This window comes from Streptomyces sp. NBC_00442, assembly GCF_036014195.1.
GTDB lineage: Bacteria > Actinomycetota > Actinomycetes > Streptomycetales > Streptomycetaceae > Streptomyces.
Map to the genome: position 1 here is coordinate 1,317,729 of NZ_CP107918.1, position 21,211 is coordinate 1,338,939.

Consider the following 21,211-nt stretch of genomic DNA (forward strand, 5'->3'; position numbering starts at 1 on the left):
GCAACTGAGGACAAGCCCTCGGCCTATTAGTACCAGTCAGCTCCACCCGTTACCGGGCTTCCACATCTGGCCTATCAACCCAGTCGTCTACTGGGAGCCTTACCCTCTCAAGGAGGTGGGAACACTCATCTCGAAGCAGGCTTCCCGCTTAGATGCTTTCAGCGGTTATCCTTTCCGAACGTAGCCAACCAGCCATGCCCTTGGCAGGACAACTGGCACACCAGAGGTTCGTCCGTCCCGGTCCTCTCGTACTAGGGACAGCCCTTCTCAATGTTCCTGCGCGCGCAGCGGATAGGGACCGAACTGTCTCACGACGTTCTAAACCCAGCTCGCGTACCGCTTTAATGGGCGAACAGCCCAACCCTTGGGACCGACTCCAGCCCCAGGATGCGACGAGCCGACATCGAGGTGCCAAACCATCCCGTCGATATGGACTCTTGGGGAAGATCAGCCTGTTATCCCCGGGGTACCTTTTATCCGTTGAGCGACGGCGCTTCCACAAGCCACCGCCGGATCACTAGTCCCGACTTTCGTCCCTGCTCGACCCGTCGGTCTCACAGTCAAGCTCCCTTGTGCACTTACACTCAACACCTGATTGCCAACCAGGCTGAGGGAACCTTTGGGCGCCTCCGTTACTCTTTAGGAGGCAACCGCCCCAGTTAAACTACCCATCAGACACTGTCCCTGATCCGGATCACGGACCGAGGTTAGACATCCAGCACGACCAGAGTGGTATTTCAACGACGACTCCACAACCACTGGCGTGGCCGCTTCAAAGTCTCCCACCTATCCTACACAAGCCGAACCGAACACCAATATCAAACTGTAGTAAAGGTCCCGGGGTCTTTCCGTCCTGCTGCGCGAAACGAGCATCTTTACTCGTAGTGCAATTTCACCGGGCCTATGGTTGAGACAGTCGAGAAGTCGTTACGCCATTCGTGCAGGTCGGAACTTACCCGACAAGGAATTTCGCTACCTTAGGATGGTTATAGTTACCACCGCCGTTTACTGGCGCTTAAGTTCTCAGCTTCGCAACCCCGAAAGGTCACTAACCGGTCCCCTTAACGTTCCAGCACCGGGCAGGCGTCAGTCCGTATACATCGCCTTACGGCTTCGCACGGACCTGTGTTTTTAGTAAACAGTCGCTTCTCGCTGGTCTCTGCGGCCACCCCCAGCTCAGAGAGTAAATCTCATCACCGGTGATGGCCCCCCTTCTCCCGAAGTTACGGGGGCATTTTGCCGAGTTCCTTAACCATAGTTCACCCGAACGCCTCGGTATTCTCTACCTGACCACCTGAGTCGGTTTAGGGTACGGGCCGCCATGAAACTCGCTAGAGGCTTTTCTCGACAGCATAGGATCATCCACTTCACCACAATCGGCTCGGCATCAGGTCTCAGCCTTAATGTGCGACGGATTTGCCTACCGCACGGCCTACACCCTTACCCCGGGACAACCACCGCCCGGGTTGGACTACCTTCCTGCGTCACCCCATCGCTTACCTACTACCACCTTGGGTCAGCGGCTCCACCACTCCCCTCAACTCCGAAGAGATCAGGGCGGCTTCACGGCCTTAGCATTAATGGGCTCGATATTGGGCGTTTCAAAGCGGGTACCGGAATATCAACCGGTTGTCCATCGACTACGCCTGTCGGCCTCGCCTTAGGTCCCGACTTACCCTGGGCAGATCAGCTTGACCCAGGAACCCTTAGTCAATCGGCGCACACGTTTCTCACGTGTGTATCGCTACTCATGCCTGCATTCTCACTCGTGAACCGTCCACCACTAGCTTCCGCTGCAGCTTCACCCGGCACACGACGCTCCCCTACCCATCCATACAGGCGTTGGCCCTATGTGTATGAATGACACGACTTCGGCGGTACGCTTGAGCCCCGCTACATTGTCGGCGCGGAATCACTTGACCAGTGAGCTATTACGCACTCTTTCAAGGGTGGCTGCTTCTAAGCCAACCTCCTGGTTGTCTCTGCGACTCCACATCCTTTCCCACTTAGCGTACGCTTAGGGGCCTTAGTCGATGCTCTGGGCTGTTTCCCTCTCGACCATGGAGCTTATCCCCCACAGTCTCACTGCCGTGCTCTCACTTACCGGCATTCGGAGTTTGGCTAAGGTCAGTAACCCGGTAGGGCCCATCGCCTATCCAGTGCTCTACCTCCGGCAAGAAACACACGACGCTGCACCTAAATGCATTTCGGGGAGAACCAGCTATCACGGAGTTTGATTGGCCTTTCACCCCTAACCACAGGTCATCCCCCAGGTTTTCAACCCTGGTGGGTTCGGTCCTCCACGACCTCTTACAGCCGCTTCAACCTGCCCATGGCTAGATCACTCCGCTTCGGGTCTAGAGCGTGCAACTCAATCGCCCTGTTCGGACTCGCTTTCGCTACGGCTTCCCCACACGGGTTAACCTCGCTACACACCGCTAACTCGCAGGCTCATTCTTCAAAAGGCACGCAGTCACGACGCACTGAGTAAACTCAATGCGCGACGCTCCCACGGCTTGTAGGCACACGGTTTCAGGTACTATTTCACTCCGCTCCCGCGGTACTTTTCACCATTCCCTCACGGTACTATCCGCTATCGGTCACCAGGGAATATTTAGGCTTAGCGGGTGGTCCCGCCAGATTCACACGGGATTTCTCGGGCCCCGTGCTACTTGGGTGTCTCTCAAACGAGCCGTTGATGTTTCAGCTACGGGGGTCTTACCCTCTACGCCGGACCTTTCGCATGTCCTTCGCCTACACCAACGGTTTCTGACTCGCCTCACAGCCGGCAGACTGTGAAAGAGAGATCCCACAACCCCGCATGCGCAACCCCTGCCGGGTATCACACGCATACGGTTTGGCCTCATCCGGTTTCGCTCGCCACTACTCCCGGAATCACGGTTGTTTTCTCTTCCTGAGGGTACTGAGATGTTTCACTTCCCCTCGTTCCCTCCACATACCCTATGTGTTCAGGTATGGGTGACAGCCCATGACGACTGCCGGGTTTCCCCATTCGGAAACCCCCGGATCAAAGCCTGGTTGACGGCTCCCCGGGGACTATCGTGGCCTCCCACGTCCTTCATCGGTTCCTGGTGCCAAGGCATCCACCGTGCGCCCTTAAAAACTTGGCCACAGATGCTCGCGTCCACTGTGCAGTTCTCAAACAACGACCAACCACCCATCACCCCCACCATTCAGTGGAGTTCACTGGGGCCGGCGACCGAAGACACAACCATGACGGCCGTACCTTCAGATACCCAACAGCGTGCCCGGCCCAGCCAGTCGATGTGTCCGCTTTCCACGCCGAAGCAGTACTCGCAAAACTCATCCAACTGAACTGTGCCGAATAGTCAACGTTCCACCCATGAGCTGACCGTGCAGAACATTTGTCTGCAGACGGTGCTGTGCTCCTTAGAAAGGAGGTGATCCAGCCGCACCTTCCGGTACGGCTACCTTGTTACGACTTCGTCCCAATCGCCAGTCCCACCTTCGACAGCTCCCTCCCACAAGGGGTTGGGCCACCGGCTTCGGGTGTTACCGACTTTCGTGACGTGACGGGCGGTGTGTACAAGGCCCGGGAACGTATTCACCGCAGCAATGCTGATCTGCGATTACTAGCAACTCCGACTTCATGGGGTCGAGTTGCAGACCCCAATCCGAACTGAGACCGGCTTTTTGAGATTCGCTCCGCCTCGCGGCATCGCAGCTCTTTGTACCGGCCATTGTAGCACGTGTGCAGCCCAAGACATAAGGGGCATGATGACTTGACGTCGTCCCCACCTTCCTCCGAGTTGACCCCGGCAGTCTCCTGTGAGTCCCCATCACCCCGAAGGGCATGCTGGCAACACAGAACAAGGGTTGCGCTCGTTGCGGGACTTAACCCAACATCTCACGACACGAGCTGACGACAGCCATGCACCACCTGTATACCGACCACAAGGGGGGCACCATCTCTGATGCTTTCCGGTATATGTCAAGCCTTGGTAAGGTTCTTCGCGTTGCGTCGAATTAAGCCACATGCTCCGCTGCTTGTGCGGGCCCCCGTCAATTCCTTTGAGTTTTAGCCTTGCGGCCGTACTCCCCAGGCGGGGAACTTAATGCGTTAGCTGCGGCACCGACGACGTGGAATGTCGCCAACACCTAGTTCCCAACGTTTACGGCGTGGACTACCAGGGTATCTAATCCTGTTCGCTCCCCACGCTTTCGCTCCTCAGCGTCAGTAATGGCCCAGAGATCCGCCTTCGCCACCGGTGTTCCTCCTGATATCTGCGCATTTCACCGCTACACCAGGAATTCCGATCTCCCCTACCACACTCTAGCTAGCCCGTATCGAATGCAGACCCGGGGTTAAGCCCCGGGCTTTCACATCCGACGTGACAAGCCGCCTACGAGCTCTTTACGCCCAATAATTCCGGACAACGCTTGCGCCCTACGTATTACCGCGGCTGCTGGCACGTAGTTAGCCGGCGCTTCTTCTGCAGGTACCGTCACTTTCGCTTCTTCCCTGCTGAAAGAGGTTTACAACCCGAAGGCCGTCATCCCTCACGCGGCGTCGCTGCATCAGGCTTTCGCCCATTGTGCAATATTCCCCACTGCTGCCTCCCGTAGGAGTCTGGGCCGTGTCTCAGTCCCAGTGTGGCCGGTCGCCCTCTCAGGCCGGCTACCCGTCGTCGCCTTGGTAGGCCATTACCCCACCAACAAGCTGATAGGCCGCGGGCTCATCCTTCACCGCCGGAGCTTTTAACCCCTCAAAATGCTTTGAGGAGTGTTATCCGGTATTAGACCCCGTTTCCAGGGCTTGTCCCAGAGTGAAGGGCAGATTGCCCACGTGTTACTCACCCGTTCGCCACTAATCCACCCCGAAGGGCTTCATCGTTCGACTTGCATGTGTTAAGCACGCCGCCAGCGTTCGTCCTGAGCCAGGATCAAACTCTCCATGAATGTTTACCCGTAATCGGGTGCACACATCACGTAAGAGCGGGACGGAACCACCGGAATAAGGCGGCCCGTCCACAGCGTCCTCGCTGTGTAATCGCCTGCCGGCCACAAGGACCGACAGGACTTTTCAAAGGAACCTCGCTCCACCGAAATGGAGACGGGGTTGTCAATCTGGCGTTGACTTTTGGCACGCTGTTGAGTTCTCAAGGAACGGACGCTTCCTTTGTACTCACCCTCTCGGGCTTTCCTCCGGGCGCTTCCCTTCGGTATTTCGTGTTTCCGACTCTACCAGACGCTTTCGTGTCCGATTCCCCGTCGGATCGGGGTTTGTCTTTCCGGCTGTTGGGCCGTTCCGACGTCCCGAACTCTAGCTGATTTCCCCGGCCGATTCATAATCGAGTCTTCCGGTCCGACGAGAAAAATGAATTCGGCATGCCGAATTCGGCCCCGTCGAGGGATCGTGCTGAGTTGGGTGGCCGCAGAAGCTGCGGCGGACGGTTGTCGCAGAACCGTTCCGGCTCTGTGGCAACCCGTGAAACCTTACGCCTCCGCTCACCTTGAGTCAACTTGGCCGTCAACCCCGCGCCGTCCTGCGTTGTAGCGTGCTGCCGTGACCTTGATCCTCGAACCCGGCACCGCTGTCGCGCACGCCTGGTGGTGGCGCACCGAAGGCAGTTCCCCCGATCCCCGCGACCTGGCTCTGCTCAGCGAGAACGAGCGGGAGCGCGCCGCCAGGATCGTGCATCCGCCGACCGCGGTGGGCTTCGTCGCGGGGCGCGCCGCGAGCCGGCGCATCCTCTCCGGACTGCTCGGCGTGGCTCCCGCGGAGATAGGCCTCGGCCGCAGGCCCTGCCCCGGGTGCGGTGACCCGCTCCACGGCCCGCCCGCCGTGCTGTATCCGCAGTCGCCGCTCTGGATCAGCATCTCGCACACCACCGGCTGCGGCATGCTCGCCGTGGCCCGCGTTCCCGTGGGAGTGGACGTCGAGGGCGTACGGGATTTCCCGGTCGAGGAGCTCGCGCCCGCCACCCTGACCGAGTCGGAGCACGAGGTCGTCCTGGGTGCCGAGCAAGGGGGCGCCCGCACGTGGGCCTTTCTTCGCTGCTGGACCCGTAAGGAAGCCGTCCTGAAGGCGGTCGGTATAGGGATCACGACCGATCTCCGCGCCGTCGAGACCCGCCCGGAGAGCGCGGGCCCGGTGGTCGTGGCCGCCGGGGTGCCGGGCACGCCCGCGTCGTGGACCGTGGCGGACCTCGCCGTGCCCGATGCCTGGGCGGCCGCGATCTCCGTACCCGCGCCGTCCGACGGCAGCGTCTTCGAAGTCCGGTTGCGCGAACACGCGTAGCGCGCGGCCAGGCACGGCCGGCTGCCGCGCGGGAGCCGTGACCGGCGCCGCGCGCCCGACGCCCGGCCGAAATCGTCCCTTGCGTACCACCGGCAACGCCTCTTAGGTTCAAGGCACTTGCGGCCTGGGAGGCGCCACGGGGAGCGACAAGGAACCAGCGGACGACACTCGGACCAAGCCGGAGACCAAGAAGGTGCCCGTCCGCGACGAGGACAGGAAGCGCGAGCGGCTCACGATCGACAAGCGGCCGGCATCCTGACCGCGAGCGCCCGTCGGCGGTGTGAGCACGGCCGTGCGGACAGGGCCTTGTGCGCGTTCATCCGGTGGCCATGCCCTGGCAGCCGCTCGACCTGCCCTCTCTCCGGATCGGCCTGCTGCACGCCCTGCTGACCCGCACCCGGCCCCTCGACGAGGTCCGCGAGTTTCACGGTTCGCTGCGCTGGGCCGAGTTCCTGCTGGAGCGCACGGACGGGCTGCTGCGCCCGGCCGACCATGTCGAGATGGGCCGCGAATCGATCTTCGACAGGCTCGGGGACGGTGTGTTCTCGGGCGTGCTCTACGGGAATCCCGACTGGGGCGTGGCGCGACCCGGTGCCCATGCGCGGCGGCGCGAGGTCCCGGTGGACACGGCGCACGCCATGCGGCTCCACGCGGCGGACTTCGTCTCGCGCTGCGCCTCGGAGATCCTCGCCGAGGATCCGGACGTCGTCGGGTTCCTCCCGCTCCTCGCCTATCAGCTGGCGTTCGGCATCACGGCGACCGTCTGGGCGATCTCCATGCGGACCGCCCAGCAGCTGGTCGCCCCGTCCCAACTCCAGGGCCGCGTCGCCGGCTTCACCCAGGCCGCCCCGCCGGCCACGGTTCCGGCCGGGGCCCTGACGGCGGGCGCGCTCGCCGCCCGCCTGGGGAATGTTCCCGTCCTGACCGGCGGTGCGACGACCGCGCTCCTGGCCGCGGCCTGCTTCTGGCTGCCGCTCCGCGTCAGTTCGCCGCGCCGTCCGGAGTCAGCCGCAGCGAGATCGAGTTGATGCAGTAGCGCTGGTCGGTCGGGGTCGCGTACCCCTCCCCCTCGAAGACGTGGCCGAGGTGGGAGCCGCACTTCACGCAGCGGACCTCGGTGCGGACCATGCCGTGGGAGCGGTCGGCGATGAGTTCGACCGCGTCGCTGTCCTTCGGGTCGTAGAAGCTCGGCCAGCCGCAGTGCGACTCGAACTTCTCGCGGGAGGTGAACAGTTCGGCCCCGCAGGCGCGGCAGGAGTAGACGCCCTCCGTCTTGGTGTCGGTGTACTCACCGACGAAGGCGGGCTCCGTGCCGGCCTGGCGCAGCACCTGGTACTCGGCGGGCGTCAGCTCCGCGCGCCACTGCTCGTCCGGCTTCTCTACGTCGTACGCCATGGGGTGCTCCTCGCTCGGTTCGGTGTCGGGTCGCCGGCGGGCTGTGCCGGAGCGTGTCCGGTCAGTTCGACAGGCGGGCCAGGATGGCCGGGCCGAGGTCCGTCACGTCACCCGCGCCCATGGTGAGAACGAGATCACCGGGGGCCGCCATTCCCGCGATGACGTCCGGGACGGTCTCCTTGTCGTGGACGGCGGTGACCGTGGCGCCCGCCGCCTTGGCCGCGTCGATGATCAGCTCGCTGGTGACACCGGGGACCGGGTCCTCGCGGGCCGGGTAGATGTCGAGGACGACGGAGAGGTCGGCCAGCGCGAGGGCCTCGCCCATCTCCTTGCCGAGCTCCTGCGTGCGGGAGAAGAGGTGGGGCTGGAAGACGACGAGGAGGCGGGCGTCCGTGGCGGCTCCGCGCATGGCCTCCAGGTCGGCGGTCATCTCGGTGGGGTGGTGCGCGTAGGAGTCGATGACCTGGACGCCCTTCGCCTCGCCCTTGAGCTGGAGGCGGCGCTTGACGCCGGTGTACTTGCCGAGCGCGGAGGCCAGATTGTGCGCGGGGATGCCGAGGGCGACGCCCGCGGCGAGCGCGGCGACCGCGTTGAGGGCGTAGTGGCGGCCCGGAACCGAGACCGTGAAGGTCAGGAACTTGCCGTTCAGGAGGACGGTCACCTCGGAGGTGAGGCCGCGCGGGGTGATCTTGTGGACCTTCACGGCGGCGGCGTCGGACTCGCCGTACGTCACGACGTTCAGGCCGGCCTGGTCGCGCACGCGCCGCGCCAGCTCGACCGCGCCCTGCTGGTCGGCGGAGATCACCAGGGTGCCGCCGGGGTTGACCTTGCCCACGAAGGTCTCGAAGGACTCGTAGATCTCGTCCATCGAGGCGTAGTTGGCGTGGTGGTCGAGCTCGACGTTGAGGACGATGGCGACCTCGGGGTCGTACTTCTGGAAGCTGCGGTCGCTCTCGTCGGCCTCGGCCACGAAGATGTCGCCCTCGCCGTGCCGGGCGTTGGTGCCGGGGCCTTCGAGGTCGCCGCCGATCGCGTACGAGGGGTCCAGGCCCAGCTCGGTCAGGGCGACGGCCAGCATCGAGGTGGTGGTCGTCTTGCCGTGGGTGCCCGCCACGGCGATGGCGCGCAGGCCGTCCATGAGCGAGGCCAGCGCGTCCGAGCGGTGCACGACGGGCACGGCCAGCTCGGCGGCGCGGGCCAGCTCGGGGTTGTCGGCGCGGATCGCGCTGGAGACGACCACACAGGTGGCGTCGTCGGCGAGGTGTCCTGCGGCGTGGCCGATGTGCACGGTGGCGCCGAGGGAGCGCAGCGACGCGGCGGTGGCGGACTCCTTCGCGTCGCTGCCCGCGACCTCGGCCCCGCGCTGAGCCAGGATCTTCGCGATGCCCGACATGCCGGCACCGCCGATGCCGATGAAGTGCGGCCGTTCCATGGCGGTGGGAATGGCGGAGGCCATGCGGTTCTCTCCCGGGGTGCGACGTACAGAAGGAGCCCCCAGCCTAGTTCCCCCGGGGGCTCCGCTCCGTACACGGCTCCGTGCGGGGCCGTGCGCCGTTCCGCTCGCTGTCCTGCTCGGTCCTGTCCGGTCGTGTCCGGTCCTACTCGGTCCTACTCGCTGTGCGCGAAGAGCTTGAGGACGGGCACGCCCACCTTGTGGCGGGCCCGGGAGGCCCAGTCGCGGTGGAAGAACTCCTCCACGTAGTGCGGGGCGGTCAGCACGATGACCTCGTCGGCGCCCACCTCGTCGACGACGGCCTTGAGCATGTCCAGGGGATGGTCGTCGACGACCTGCCCCACGGCCTTGCTGCCCGCGGCACGCAGCGACTGCACCGAGTGCTGGAGGGCGAGCTCGGCGGGGCCCTGTGCGGCCCTGCCCTCGGGTTCCTCGTTCTCGTGGACGGCATCGTCGAGCTCGCCGAGCGCCACGTCGTCGATCGCGCGGAGAAGGCGGTCCTGATCGCCCCTGGGCTGCATGAGCACGACGAAGGACACCGGCTCGTCGCCGTGCAAAGTGGTGACGAATTCCACGTCGACGGAGGTCAGGGGCTTCTCGATCATCAATACGCTCGTGAACACCACAGACGCCCTTCTGTTCTCTCCATGGCCGCCGCCACCACGACGTGGCGGGTCCGGCCCCTGCGGAAACCATCCTTCCCCGTGCCCACACGGGGTGTGCGTGAGGTAAGTGTGCCCAGCGTGAGCTAACCGGAACGACAAATTCCGCCGATCGTCAGATCCGACGGTAACGCGTGTAGAGGAACCCGGCGTCTTCCAGTACCGACGTCGGGGCGAACCGCTGGGGGACCTGCACCGCGGGCCCTCCGGCGATGCGCTGGGCGTCACCCGCGGTCAGCGTCGGGGACATGGTCAGGCACAGCTCGTCCAGGACCTCCGCGGCCACGAACTGGCCGAGCAGCCGGGGCCCGCCCTCGGTGAGGAGGCGCAGATGGCCGCGGTCGGCGAGGGCCCGCACCGCCCGGCGCGGTTCGACGCCGGGCCCGTCGCCGGCGACCAGCACCTGCGCGCCCGCCCGTTCGGCCGCACGGACCCGGTCGGGATCCGCGGCCGCGCCGGTCAGGACCACGGTGGGGACGAGCGGCGAGGTGAACAGCGGGAGCGAGAAGTCGAGGTCGAGGCTCGCGGTGACCACGGCGATCGCCGGGGCGGGTCCCTGCCCGGCCGCTTTGCGGCGTTCCGCGAACTCAGCCCGCGCCCTGGCCGGCCGGTAGCCCTCCAGGCGTACCGTTTCCGCACCGACGACGACCACGTCCGCCAACGCCCGCAGGGTGCCGAAGATGCGCATGTCGGTCTCGCTGGAGAGGGGCTGCGAGCGGCCTTCGTGCTGGCCTGCCCCGTCGAGCGAGGACACCATGTTGGCCCGCAGCCAGGGGCCGTCCGTGCGGGGATACGCGTACGCGTCGGCCAGTTCGTCGAGCGACCACTGCGCGCTCGCGCCGGATCCGGCGCCCTCGGCCCGCGGTGTCTGGTCGGTCACAGGGAACAGTTGTCGCATGCCGTGCAGTCTGGCACGCCCCTTACAGTGGGGAACTGTGTCGACCAGCCCCATAGCCCAAGCGGCCCCGGTGTCCCTCTGTGCCCGCGCGCCGCACGTCCCCGCCGACCGTCTGGTCGCGGAGATGGTGCCGCCGCCGCGGTTCGACTCGGTTCGCTTCGAGACGTACGTGCCGGACCCGAACCAGCCGAGCCAGGCCGAAGCGGTCACCGTGCTCTCCTCCTTCGCGGCGGGGCTCGGCGGAGCGCACGCCTCCGGTGCCAGGCGCCGGTGGTTCGCGAAGAAGCCTGCCGCGGCGGCCGGCCCGCGCGGCGTGTACCTCGACGGGGGGTACGGCGTCGGCAAGACCCACCTGCTCGCCTCCCTGTGGCACGCGACCCCCGCCGAGCCCGCGCTCAAGGCCTTCGGCACCTTCGTCGAGCTGACCAACCTGGTCGGCGCCCTGGGCTTCCAGCAGACCGTGCAGACGCTCAGCGGCCACCGGCTGCTGTGCATCGACGAGTTCGAGCTCGACGACCCGGGCGACACCGTGCTCGTCTCCTCGCTGCTCCGCAAGCTCGTCGAGCAGGGCGTGGCGCTCGCGGCGACCTCCAACACGCTGCCGGGCAAGCTCGGCGAGGGCCGGTTCGCGGCCGCCGACTTCCTGCGCGAGATCCAGGGTCTCTCGGCCCACTTCCGGCCGCTCAGGATCGACGGCGAGGACTACCGCCACCGCGGGCTGCCCGAAGCCCCTCCCCCGTACTCCGACGAGCAGGTCACCAAGGCCGCGTACGCCACCGAGGGCGCCGCGCTCGACGACTTCCCGCAGCTGCTCGACCATCTCGCGCGCGTCCACCCCAGCCGGTACGGGGCGCTCACGGACGGGGTGCGCGCGGTGTGCCTGACCGATGTGGGGCCGGTGCCCGACCAGTCGACCGCGCTGCGGCTCGTGGTGCTCGCCGACCGCCTCTACGACCGCGAGGTCCCGGTCCTGGCCTCCGGTGTCCCCTTCGACCGGCTGTTCAGTGACGAGATGCTGAACGGCGGCTACCGCAAGAAGTACTTCCGGGCGATCTCCCGGCTGACCGCCCTGGCGCGCGACGCGAAGGGCCTTGTGGGGCAGTAGGTTTGGCGCCGAGGGGGCTCTTGCTGCATCCGTCCACCGCCCCCTCGGCCACAGAAGGGAATCATCATGGCCACCACGCGCACGGCGCACACGGTCTGGGAAGGCGAGCTCGTCAAGGGCTCCGGCACCGTCACCTTCGACTCCTCGGGCATCGCCTCGCAGGCGGTCTCCTGGCCGTCCCGCGCCGAGCAGGCCAACGGCAGGACCAGCCCGGAGGAGCTCATCGCGGGCGCCCACTCCAGCTGCTTCTCGATGGCCCTCTCGCACGGTCTGACGCAGGCGGGCAACCCGCCCACCCGCCTGGAGACCAAGGCCGACGTCACCTTCCAGCCCGGCGAGGGCATCACCGGCATCCACCTCACCGTGCGCGGTGAGGTTACCGGCCTCGACGCGGACGCCTTCCAGGCGGCCGCCGAGGACGCCAAGAAGAACTGCCCGGTGAGCCAGGCCCTGTCCGGGACCACGATCACGCTGAGCGCCGAGCTCGTCTGAGGCCGGCGCCACCGGTGGCGCCGGGCCGCGTTCCCTCGCACGATCGGGGGAACGCGGCCCTCGCGCGCTTCAGGACGCGCCGCTCACGACGCGCCGATCAGGACGCGCGGTTGGTGAGGCCCGAGATGTCGACGGACTGGTCGGCGGGCGGGGTCGCTGTCGGTACCGGCTTGTCGTAGCCGTCGAAGCGTATGGTCGCGTCGGGGGTCTTCGCGCCCGCCTTGGCGATGGTGATCCGGACCGGGTAGGGCGTGCCGGTCGCGGCCACGTCGAGCGTGATGGTGCGGCCCTGCTGGGTGCCGGTGACGGGGATGACCGCGACGCCGTCGACCGTGGTCGGCTTCCCCTTGGTGAGCCCGGTGGCGGGCTGCTGCGTGGCGCCGGCGATGGACTGCCGGAAGGTGTCCAGGTCGCAGACGTCTGTGCTGGTGCGCAGGACCGGGTCGTTGGTGGTCCCCTTGAGGTAGCGGCCGCCGACGAGGGAGGCCAGCGCGCTGCCGCCGCCCGGCACCTCGTTCTTCCAGAACGCCGCGTCCGGCTTCAGCCAGACGTCGCTGCCCCGCTTCACGATCTGGACCGAGCCCCGGGGGCCGAGGCCGACCGAGCCGCGGCAGTTCCCCGCCCTGTCCAGTGTGAGGTCGAAGGAGGTCGAGCTCGCGGCGCCGGACGTGCCGAGGTCGCCCTTGGCCGTCATGTGCAGGGACGTCGCGCCGAGCAGGGCCGCGCGGGAGCGCTGGGCGATCTGCTGGGCGGTGAGGGAGCCGGTGTCGTCCGCGTGCGCGGTGGCCACGCCGGCGAGGGCGACCAGGGCGGCGGTCGAGCAGACCGTCGAGCACACGGCCGCGGTACGGGATCCGGACACATCGCCTCCCGGGGGCGTGCACCACGCCCTGCCTGCGCACGGGCGCGTTCGGGTGGGCCTGCCGTATGGAACGAGCCTAGTCCGCGCCGCCGGATCGCGCGTCGCGGGCCGCCGGGCGCGGGCCCACGGGCACGGCCCCGGGGGGCGGCACGGGCCCGGCGTAGACGCCGAACCCCACCGGGACGAGGGAACCATGCCGGCCCTGTCCGGCATTGGCCGGAATCTCCGGCATGGCGCAGGCACCCTGAACAAATCGTCCTATATGACCAGCTACGTTCCGAACGTGACTATCTCTGTGCGAAAGCTGCTCGCTGTGGCCCTGCTCGGTGCGTCGCTCGCGGGCTGCGGCTCCGACCCGGCCTCGGCCCCGCCCCGGCGGACCGACACGTCCGCTCCCTCCGCGCCCGGCCCCGTCGGCGCGGCCGCGCCCTCGGCGGCCCAGAGCGCCCCGACCATGGCCCCGGGCCCCGGCGGCGTCACCCCGGTCTTCCAGCGGGCGCCCGGCACCCAGGGCGAGAAGGTCGTGGCGCTCACCTTCGACGCCGACATGACGGCCGACCAGGGACCGCGCGCGGCCGGCGGCGAGCGCTTCGACAACCCGGCGCTCATCGCCGATCTGCGCCGTCTGAAGGTGCCGGCCACGGTGTTCATGACGGGCCGCTGGGCCGAGGAGTACCCGGCCGAGGCACGCGCCATCGGAACGGACCCCAACTTCGAGATCGGCAACCACTCCTACAGCCACTACTCCTTCACGTCCGACTGCTACGGGCTGCCCGTGGTCGAGAAGGGGCAGATGCGCGCCGACGTGGAGAAGGCGACGGCCCAGTTCAAGAAGGCCGGGGTGCGCAACGCCGTTCCGTACTTCCGCTTCCCCGGCGGGTGCTACAACGACGAGGTGCTGCGCGAGCTCGCCCCGTTGAAGATGACCGGCGTCCAGTGGGACGTGGTGAGCGGCGACGCCTTCGCCACGGACGCCAACGCGGTGGCCGAGCAGGTCCTCGCCGGGGTCAAGCCCGGATCCCTGGTGGTCATGCACTGCACGCGCAGCGCGGCGCCGGTCACCGACACGGCGCTCCAGCGCGTCGTGCCGGAGCTGCGCAAGCGCGGGTACCGCTTCGTGAAGGTGTCCGACCTGATCCGCGGAGCGGCGGCGGCGCACCACTAGGCGTCGCTCGGGACGGGCGCCGCTCGGGGACAGGCGTCGCTCGGGGAAGGGCGCGGCAGCGGCGCCGGTCAGCCGGAGCAGGCCGTGCGCTGCGCCTCCTGCCACGCGCACACCGGGCAGAGCGTGCTGCCCTTGGTGGACTCCGGGTACTCGGTGGGCGCGCGGCACAGGACGCACTCGGCGAAGGGGCCCTCGTACGCAGCGGGCGCGGGGGCAGCGGCCACGGGCCCCGTCTCGCAGTAGGTGGTGTCGTCGTGCGGCCGTGTCTCGTCCATGGCCCGAGCCTAATCGGCCCCCGGGGGCCGGCTCACCGGCGTCGCGAGCTGAGCGCGCAGACCCCGGCCGCGGCCGCCGCGGCGAGCGCGAGGGCCGCGGCCAGGGGCAGCACCGCCAGGGGTACGGCTCCGGTCCGCGCGCCGGTGACCAGGCCCGTCACCGCGTACTTGGCGGGGGACGGCGTGAGGACCAGGGCGAGCAGCGCGGCCGACGCGGTGAGCGCGAGGGACCAGCCCCGCGCGTGCAGCACGGGCCGGCTGCCGAGCGCGCCGACCGCGGCGCCGGTCAGTACGCACACCGCCGCGGCGAGCAGACCCGCCGCCATTGCGGAACCCGGCGCCACCGCGATCCGCCGGTTCCCGCTCACCGGATCGCTCACGGCGACGACGTACGCCGTGCCCGCGAGGCCCAGCAGGGCCGCCGAGCCCGTCGCGCAGAGCAGGGCGGCGAGGTGGGCGCGGCCCGGCCCCGCCGCCGCCGCGGTGCACGCCCGCGCGGCCTCCGGCTCGTGGGTGACGCAGAGGTGCACCAGCCAGGCCGCCACCGGGAGCAGCCCGGCGGCCGCGTACCCCAGCGAGTCGAGCACGCGATCCCCCGCCCGGACGCCGATGCCGAGGAAGGCGGCGTACAGCAGGAACGGTGCGAGCCAGCGCTGGGAGCGCAGGAGCAGCGCGCTCTGGTAGCGGACGAGCGGCAGGAGCGGGCTCACGGTCTGCGTACCCCTTCGATGTGCCAGGGCGGGCCGGCCGCGAGCAGGGCCCGCAGCAGGTCGTCGGAATGGACGGCCCGGAACGCGCAGCGTGCGCGTTCCGCCGGGTCCGCTCAACTCCTCCGGCGATCCCGGGAGTTGGGGTGGCAGGGGCCCGGTGCCGGCTATGTCGACAAGGACGGACGCCTCCGGGTGGCGGGCGGTGTCGGGGGCCACGGGTACGGGGCGCAGACGCGCGTCCGCCACCGCGTAACGCGCCGTCCCGCTCCCCGGGAGACGTCGGGGGTCGTGGTCGACGAGGACGACCGTGGCGCCCCGTGCGACGCGTTCGCGCACCGCCCGTTCCAGTTCGGCGCGTGCGGCGGTGTCGAGTCCCGTCCATGCCTCGTCGAGGACGAGGAGTCCGGGCTCGGCGAGCAGCGCCTGGGCCACGGCGACCTTCTGGCTCGTGCCCTTGGACAGCTCGGCGAGTGGGGTCGCGGCGTACGCGGCCGCGCCGAACCGCTCCAGCCAGTACCTCGCCCGTTCCTCGGCCGTCCGGCGGTCGAGGCCGTGGACGCGGCCGAGGTGGGTGAGGTAGCCGGACGCGGTGAACGGCAGCGCCGCGGAGAAGCGTTCGGGCACGTAGGCGGTGCGCGGACGGCCGGTGACACGGCCCGCGGTCGGCGCGTCGATGCCGGCGATGAGCCTCAACAGGGTTGATTTTCCGGTGCCGTTGGCGCCTTCGATCCGGACCAGGGCGCCCGCGGGAAGGTCGAGGTCGATGTCGCGCAGGACCCAGGGGCCGCCGATGGAGTACCGGCGGCCCACGCCCCGCAGCGCGCGTGTGGTGCTCAGTGCTGCTGGGCCTTCTGCGGCGTCGCCTCGCTCGGCCGGACGATGACGTAGCCCTCGCCCTGGAGCATCAGCTGGACGGCTTCGCCCGAACCGCCGCGCAGCATCGAGCCGATGGACTGCGAGCGGTGCAGGGAGGTCTGGAGGCTGGCGGTCCAGCCGACGACCGCGTCGGTGTCGACGTAGACCGGCATCTGCGACGAGACCGGGATGACCAGCGGGTTGCCCTCACACATCAGGCCGAGCCGGCCCTGGCCGGTGAAGACGCTGTTGAAGAGGCCGCCGCCGGCGATGCCGGAGCCCTTGACCGTCTTTATCTCGTAGCTGAGCGAGGAGTCGAAGCACAGCACGTTGCGGCCGTTGATGGTGAGGGAGTCGCCGGGCTCGACGTCGACGATGAAACAGTTCTGCGCCTCGTGCGCGAACCAGGCCTCGCCCTGGCCGCTGACCGCCATCAGGGGCAGGCCCTCGCCGGTGACGGCGCGCTTGAGCATGCCGCCGATGCCCTGGCCGCGCCGCTCGAACTGCAGGTTGCCGCGGTAGGCGATCATCGCGCCCTGGCGCGCGAGCATCTCGCCGTTGACGGCGTACTTGATCGACTTGGCGTTCTCCAGGGTCATTCCGGCGGCGGCCGCCGGCTGGGCCATGTTCTCTTGGGCGAAAAGGTCGCTCTTCATGCGCGCATCCTGTCCCGGAACGATTCATTCCGCCAAGAATCACCGGTTCGGTGGCTGGCAGACTGGTCGGGTGAGCACCGAGAACACCCAGGACGCCCCGCAGGACAGCCCTCCCGAGGGCCACGGCGCCCCTCCCGAGGGCCCCTTCCACGACGAGTCCCCGCGCGACGAGGCGCCGCAGTTCGTGCTGCCGCTCGTCGTCCACATCGAGAAGACCGAGCCGCCCGCGCGCACCGACGCACTGGAGACGGCCGCCCGCGCGGTGCTCGTGATCCTCTCCGACGAGCGGTCGCTGGGCGAGGGGGACGACGAGGGCGAGTGGGCGCGGGTCATGCGCGACTGGCAGGACGCGCGGATCCGCAAGGTCGTACGGCGGGCCCGCGGCGCGGAGTGGCGCAAGGCCTCGGCCCTGCCCGGCATCACGGTCACCGGGAAGGCGGCGGAGGTCCGCGTCTTCCCGCCCGTTCCGCTCGACGGCTGGCCCAAGGAGCTGGCCAAGCTCCAGGTGTCCGGCACCGACCTGGACGACCCGGCGCAGCCGGACGCGCCCGACCCGCTCGCGCCGGTGCTCTGGCTCAACCCGGAACTCGCCATGTCCGCGGGCAAGACCATGGCGCAGGCCGGGCACGCGGCGCAGCTCGCCTGGTGGGAGCTGTCGGAGGGCGAGCGGGCGGCTTGGCGCGAGGCGGATTTCGCGCTGTCCGTACGCACGGCGTCCCCTGCGGGGTGGCGCGAGCTGACCGTCGCCGGGCTTCCGGTGGTCCGCGACGCGGGGTTCACGGAGATCGCGCCGGGGTCCTGCACGGTGGTGGCCGACCACCCGTCCCTGCGCGCCCGCCTCCAGCCCAACTGACCCCGCCGGGCGCGCCGCCCCGGTTCGCTTTCGGGTGCGGGCGCGTGCGTGGCCGGTCGCGCAGTTCCCCGCGCCCCTTAGGCATCCGGTGCCGGGCGGTGCGGACGGCCTCGGCCCGTTCGATGCCGGCCCCCAGGATCCGCTGCCAGGAGCCGGCCCTGCGTGGCCGGTCGCGCAGTTCCCCGCGCCCCTCGGGCATCCGGTGCCGGCCCCGCATGGGCACCCTCAGCCCGTCATAGGGGTCGCCCTGGCCCCTTGAGGCCTTGGGGAGGGTGGGAAACCCCCGGGGTCGGGGGCGGAGCCCCGGGGAGTTGGGGGTCGGCTCGTTGAACGGCGCGGCCGACCCACGCGTATCCCCTGGTACCGCCGAGCACCGCCCCCGCTCACAACTACCCACCCCAGGAGGCACCTTGTCGCGTGGAATAGTTCGGTCCAGCCGTTTCGCCCTGCGCCGCGTCAACGGCACCGGCCTGCTCATCGCGGTCCTCGTGGCCACGCTCGGCGCGCTCGCCTTCCCCGTCTGGTCGTACGCCGACCGGGCCGGGACCCCGCAGGCCGACCTCGACTCCGCCTCCACACCCACCGCTTGGGGACCACTGTCCGCGACGGACCGGGATTTCCTCAACAAGGTGCGGCTCGCCGGGCTCTGGGAGGGTCCGGCCGGACAGCAGGCACAGCAGCGGGCGCCCAGCGCCGCGATCAAGGCGGCCGGTGACCATCTCGTCATGGGGCACGCCGCGCTCGACCAGCACGCCCGCGACGTCGCCTCGAAGCTCGGCATCGTCCTGCCGACCCAGCCCAACGCCCAGCAGCAGGGCTGGCTCCGGGAGCTGACGGCGGCGTCGGGGCGTGACTACGAGGTCAAGTTCGCCAACCTGATCCGGGCCTCGCACGGCAAGGTGTTCCTGCTGGTCGCCCAGGTCCGGTCCAACACGCGCAACTCGCTCATCCGCGACCTGGCCACCGACGCCAACAACACCGTGCTCGACCACATGACGATGCTGGAGGGGACGGGTCTGGTGGACTTCGACGCGATGGCCACCTCCACCTGAGCCGGGCCGCGGCCGGGGCCCGGGAACCTCAAATCAAGCTCTGAACGTGCCCCGCACGGGGTTCGGCGCGCCGCCGCCGGGCCATGACCTGTCCATGAAGCACTTGGGCATCGGCATCGGCTGGCGGCCCGACATCGCGGAGGCGGTGGAGGGCCTCGCCGGCATCGACTGGGTCGAGGCGGTCGCGGAGAACCTCTGCCCCGGCCACCTCCCCGACTCGCTGGTCCGGCTGCGCGAGCGCGGCGTCGCCGTCGTGCCGCACGGCGTCTCGCTCGGCCTCGGCGGCGCCGAGCGGCCGGACGCGGGGCGCCTGGCCGGTCTCGCGGCACGGGCCGAGGCGCTCGGCGCGCCGCTCGTCACCGAGCACATCGCCTTCGTGCGCGCGGGAGGCGCACTGACCGCATCGCCGCACCTGGAGGCGGGCCACCTCCTGCCCGTGCCGCGCACCCGGGACGCCCTGCGCGTGCTGTGCGAGAACGTCCGCATCGCACAGGACGCCCTGCCCGTGCCGCTCGCCCTGGAGAACATAGCCGCGCTCATCGGCTGGCCCGACGACGAATTGACGGAGGGTCAGTTCCTGGCGGAGCTCGTCGAACGTACCGGGGTGGGCCTCCTCATCGACGTGGCCAACCTCCACACCAACCACGTCAACCGGGGCGAGGACCCCGTGAAGACCCTGGACGCGCTGCCCCTCGACGCCCTCGCGTACGTCCATGTCGCGGGCGGCGTCGAGCGGGACGGCGTGTGGCACGACACGCACGCCCATCCGGTGACCCGGCCGGTCCTCGACGTCCTGGCCGACCTGGCCTCGCGATGCGCGCCACCCGGCGTACTCCTGGAGCGGGACGAGGCGTTCCCGCCCGCCTCGGAGCTCGCGGGCGAACTCGACGCGATCCGCTCCACCCTCGAAGCGGCGGCTCCCCCCGACCGGCCCGCGTCCGCGCCCGCGTCCGTACGCACGCAGACACAGACACAGACGTCCGCGCACACATCCGCACCCGCCCGCCGGAGCCCGCTTCCCGACACCCGGGCCGAGCACAGCCGGGCCGAGCACGCCCAGGCCGGTCATGACACCCCGGAGACCGCCCGGTCGCGCCAGCGCCTCGCTCTCGCCCAGACCGCGCTGCTCTCCTCGCTCACCGCCGGCACCCCGGCGCCCGCCGGGTTCGACGGGCGCCGGCTGCGGGTGCAGGCCCGCGCGCTCGTGGCCAAGCGCGCCGATGTGGTGGCCAAGGTCGCGCCCGAGCTGCCGCGCCTCCTCGGGGACGGCTATCGGGAGGCCTTCTCCTCGTACGCCGCCTGCCGTCCGATGTGCGGCGGATACCGTCAGGACGCCCTGGACTTCGCCCGGTTCCTGCTCGACGCCGGGCGCCCCGCCGAACCCGACGCCCGCCGGGCGCTGGCCCGCTGGTTCAGCGAGCGGGCCGGCGCGCGGCCGCCGGGGAAGGCGGCGCGGCTCCTTCGCACCCTGACCCGGGCGGCCTGAGCCAAGGTCCGCAACCCGCCAACGTACCGTGTGGGCAAGGGGGTTGGTGGCGCCTCCCGTGCCACGTGACGACTCCCACACCACCCCGCCACGCACTTCACGAAAGCGCCTTCGGGATCAGCGGACTCCGCACTACGGTGCGCACCGCATCGGGAGGCACACATGCGTGGTTTGCGGTCCGGCACGGGGCTCGTCGTCATCGCCCTGACGGCGACGCTGCTCGCCCTGCTCTTCCCCCTCTGGTCGTACGCCGACCGTTCCGGCACGCCCCTGGCGGACGTCGACGCCGGCACGGTGGCGACCCGTTGGGGCCCGCTCTCCGCGGCCGACCGCGACTTCGTGGTGCGGGTGCGGCTCGCCGGCCTCTGGGAGGGGCCGGCCGGACGGCAGGCCGTCGAGCGGGATCCGAGCGCCGCGATCGAGGCGGCGGGGCAGCACCTCGTCGACGGGCACGCCTTTCTCGACGCCCGGGTCCGCGAGGTCGCGGGCCTGCTGGGCATGGAGCTGCCCGGCCGGCCCAACGCCCAGCAGCGGGGCTGGCTGCGCACGCTGACGGCGGACCGAGGCGCCGCCTACGAGCGGGACTTCGCCAACCTCCTGCGCGCCGCGCACGGCACCGTGTTCCCGCTCGTCGCGCGGATCCGGGCCGACACCCGCAACACGCTGGTGCGCGGGCTCGCCGACGACGCGAACACGACCGTGCTCGACCACATCACGATGCTGGAGGCGACCGGGCTCGTCGACTTCGACGCCCTCGCCCGGGACGGCGCCGCGACCGCGCCGCGGAGCCCGACGGGCCCACCGCCGCCCACGCCCGGTGCGGCCGTTCCGAGCGCGGCACCGCTCCGGTCCGGGCCGCCCGTGAGCGCCGGGCCCTCGTTCTCGCTCCCGCCGGCCGTGTCGCGTTCGAAGGACGAGGCGTCGGCCGCCCCCGAGGCCCACACTCCGTAACGAAGCGATAACTCGACGTCCACATTGTGGATATGCCGTGGCGGAGAAGCGTCAACTT

16 protein-coding genes, 2 rRNA genes and 2 pseudogenes are annotated in these 21,211 nt (G+C 69.1%); 9 read left to right on the forward strand and 11 right to left on the reverse strand.

What is annotated here, in order from left to right:
• Positions 1-6 precede the first annotated feature (6 nt).
• Both OG432_RS05955 and OG432_RS05960 read right to left on the reverse strand, forming a co-directional pair.
• Positions 7-3,131 (reverse strand): 23S ribosomal RNA (locus OG432_RS05955).
• 284 nt (positions 3,132-3,415) lie between these two features.
• A 16S ribosomal RNA gene (locus OG432_RS05960) occupies positions 3,416-4,941 on the reverse strand.
• Together the 16S and 23S rRNA genes form the textbook arrangement of a ribosomal RNA operon.
• A 607-nt stretch (positions 4,942-5,548) precedes the next feature.
• Here OG432_RS05960 and OG432_RS05965 point away from each other — a divergent pair.
• Both OG432_RS05965 and OG432_RS05970 read left to right on the forward strand, forming a co-directional pair.
• Positions 5,549-6,283 (forward strand): 4'-phosphopantetheinyl transferase family protein, encoded by a 735-nt coding sequence (locus OG432_RS05965; RefSeq protein ID WP_328308455.1) that lies wholly within the window; start codon positions 5,549-5,551, stop codon positions 6,281-6,283.
• A gap of 329 nt (positions 6,284-6,612) precedes the next feature.
• Positions 6,613-7,311: a hypothetical protein gene (locus OG432_RS05970; protein WP_328308457.1), complete on the forward strand. Its 699-nt coding sequence runs from the start codon at positions 6,613-6,615 to the stop codon at positions 7,309-7,311.
• On the opposite strand, the gene msrB is transcribed toward OG432_RS05970, so the two are convergent.
• The 4 genes from msrB to OG432_RS05990 form a co-directional block, all read right to left on the reverse strand.
• On the reverse strand, positions 7,265-7,678 hold the full coding sequence (gene msrB, locus OG432_RS05975; protein WP_328308458.1) for a peptide-methionine (R)-S-oxide reductase MsrB: 414 nt from the start codon (positions 7,676-7,678) through the stop codon (positions 7,265-7,267). The two genes, OG432_RS05970 and msrB, sit on opposite strands and share 47 nt — an antisense overlap.
• Positions 7,679-7,739: 61 nt before the next feature.
• A complete protein-coding gene (murC, locus tag OG432_RS05980) occupies positions 7,740-9,134 on the reverse strand; it encodes a UDP-N-acetylmuramate--L-alanine ligase (RefSeq protein ID WP_328308460.1) in 1,395 nt (464 codons plus the stop codon).
• A gap of 152 nt (positions 9,135-9,286) precedes the next feature.
• Positions 9,287-9,754 carry an indole-3-glycerol phosphate synthase gene (locus tag OG432_RS05985; protein ID WP_328315016.1) on the reverse strand — a complete coding sequence of 156 codons (468 nt, stop codon included), beginning with the start codon at positions 9,752-9,754 and terminating at the stop codon, positions 9,287-9,289.
• A 154-nt stretch (positions 9,755-9,908) separates the two neighbouring features.
• Positions 9,909-10,691: a pyrimidine reductase family protein gene (locus tag OG432_RS05990; protein WP_328308462.1), complete on the reverse strand. Its 783-nt coding sequence runs from the start codon at positions 10,689-10,691 to the stop codon at positions 9,909-9,911.
• On the opposite strand from OG432_RS05990, the gene zapE reads away from it, so the two are divergent.
• Both zapE and OG432_RS06000 read left to right on the forward strand, forming a co-directional pair.
• Complete coding sequence (gene zapE, locus OG432_RS05995) at positions 10,690-11,796, forward strand: cell division protein ZapE (RefSeq protein ID WP_328308464.1); 1,107 nt, start codon at positions 10,690-10,692, stop codon at positions 11,794-11,796. The two genes, OG432_RS05990 and zapE, sit on opposite strands and share 2 nt — an antisense overlap.
• 66 nt (positions 11,797-11,862) lie before the next feature.
• Positions 11,863-12,288, forward strand: coding sequence for an OsmC family protein (locus tag OG432_RS06000; RefSeq protein WP_328308466.1), 426 nt, complete (start codon positions 11,863-11,865; stop codon positions 12,286-12,288).
• Between the two features lie 97 nt (positions 12,289-12,385).
• Here OG432_RS06000 and OG432_RS06005 read toward each other — a convergent pair whose 3' ends face one another.
• Complete coding sequence (locus tag OG432_RS06005) at positions 12,386-13,150, reverse strand: hypothetical protein (protein ID WP_328308468.1); 765 nt, start codon at positions 13,148-13,150, stop codon at positions 12,386-12,388.
• Positions 13,151-13,433: 283 nt separating this feature from the next.
• On the opposite strand from OG432_RS06005, the gene OG432_RS06010 reads away from it, so the two are divergent.
• Positions 13,434-14,315: a polysaccharide deacetylase family protein gene (locus OG432_RS06010; RefSeq protein WP_328308470.1), complete on the forward strand. Its 882-nt coding sequence runs from the start codon at positions 13,434-13,436 to the stop codon at positions 14,313-14,315.
• Between the two features lie 68 nt (positions 14,316-14,383).
• Here OG432_RS06010 and OG432_RS06015 read toward each other — a convergent pair whose 3' ends face one another.
• The 4 genes and pseudogenes from OG432_RS06015 to OG432_RS06030 form a co-directional block, all read right to left on the reverse strand.
• Positions 14,384-14,590: a hypothetical protein gene (locus OG432_RS06015; RefSeq protein WP_328308472.1), complete on the reverse strand. Its 207-nt coding sequence runs from the start codon at positions 14,588-14,590 to the stop codon at positions 14,384-14,386.
• Positions 14,591-14,622: 32 nt separating this feature from the next.
• The gene (locus OG432_RS06020; RefSeq protein ID WP_328308474.1) at positions 14,623-15,300 is read right to left on the reverse strand and encodes an ABC transporter; all 678 of its coding nucleotides are present in this window, start codon (positions 15,298-15,300) and stop codon (positions 14,623-14,625) included.
• Positions 15,301-15,539: 239 nt separating this feature from the next.
• A pseudogene (locus tag OG432_RS06025) lies at positions 15,540-16,137 on the reverse strand (ATP-binding cassette domain-containing protein); the annotation flags it as partial.
• Positions 16,134-16,811, reverse strand: a complete 678-nt coding sequence (locus tag OG432_RS06030; protein ID WP_328308476.1) for an AIM24 family protein — start codon at positions 16,809-16,811, stop codon at positions 16,134-16,136. The gene OG432_RS06030 and the pseudogene OG432_RS06025, both read right to left, overlap by 4 nt.
• Before the next feature lie 70 nt (positions 16,812-16,881).
• Here OG432_RS06030 and OG432_RS06035 point away from each other — a divergent pair, with 70 nt between their 5' ends.
• The 4 genes and pseudogenes from OG432_RS06035 (at position 16,882) to OG432_RS06050 (ending at position 21,153) form a co-directional block, all read left to right on the forward strand.
• The gene (locus OG432_RS06035) at positions 16,882-17,664 is read left to right on the forward strand and encodes an aminoacyl-tRNA hydrolase (protein WP_328308478.1); all 783 of its coding nucleotides are present in this window, start codon (positions 16,882-16,884) and stop codon (positions 17,662-17,664) included.
• Positions 17,665-18,110: 446 nt separating this feature from the next.
• Positions 18,111-18,704, forward strand: a pseudogene (locus tag OG432_RS06040) (DUF4142 domain-containing protein); the annotation flags it as partial.
• Positions 18,705-18,810: 106 nt separating this feature from the next.
• Positions 18,811-20,202 (forward strand): DUF692 domain-containing protein, encoded by a 1,392-nt coding sequence (locus OG432_RS06045; RefSeq protein ID WP_328315017.1) that lies wholly within the window; start codon positions 18,811-18,813, stop codon positions 20,200-20,202.
• A gap of 162 nt (positions 20,203-20,364) precedes the next feature.
• The gene (locus OG432_RS06050) at positions 20,365-21,153 is read left to right on the forward strand and encodes a DUF4142 domain-containing protein (RefSeq protein WP_328308480.1); all 789 of its coding nucleotides are present in this window, start codon (positions 20,365-20,367) and stop codon (positions 21,151-21,153) included.
• Positions 21,154-21,211 lie beyond the last annotated feature (58 nt).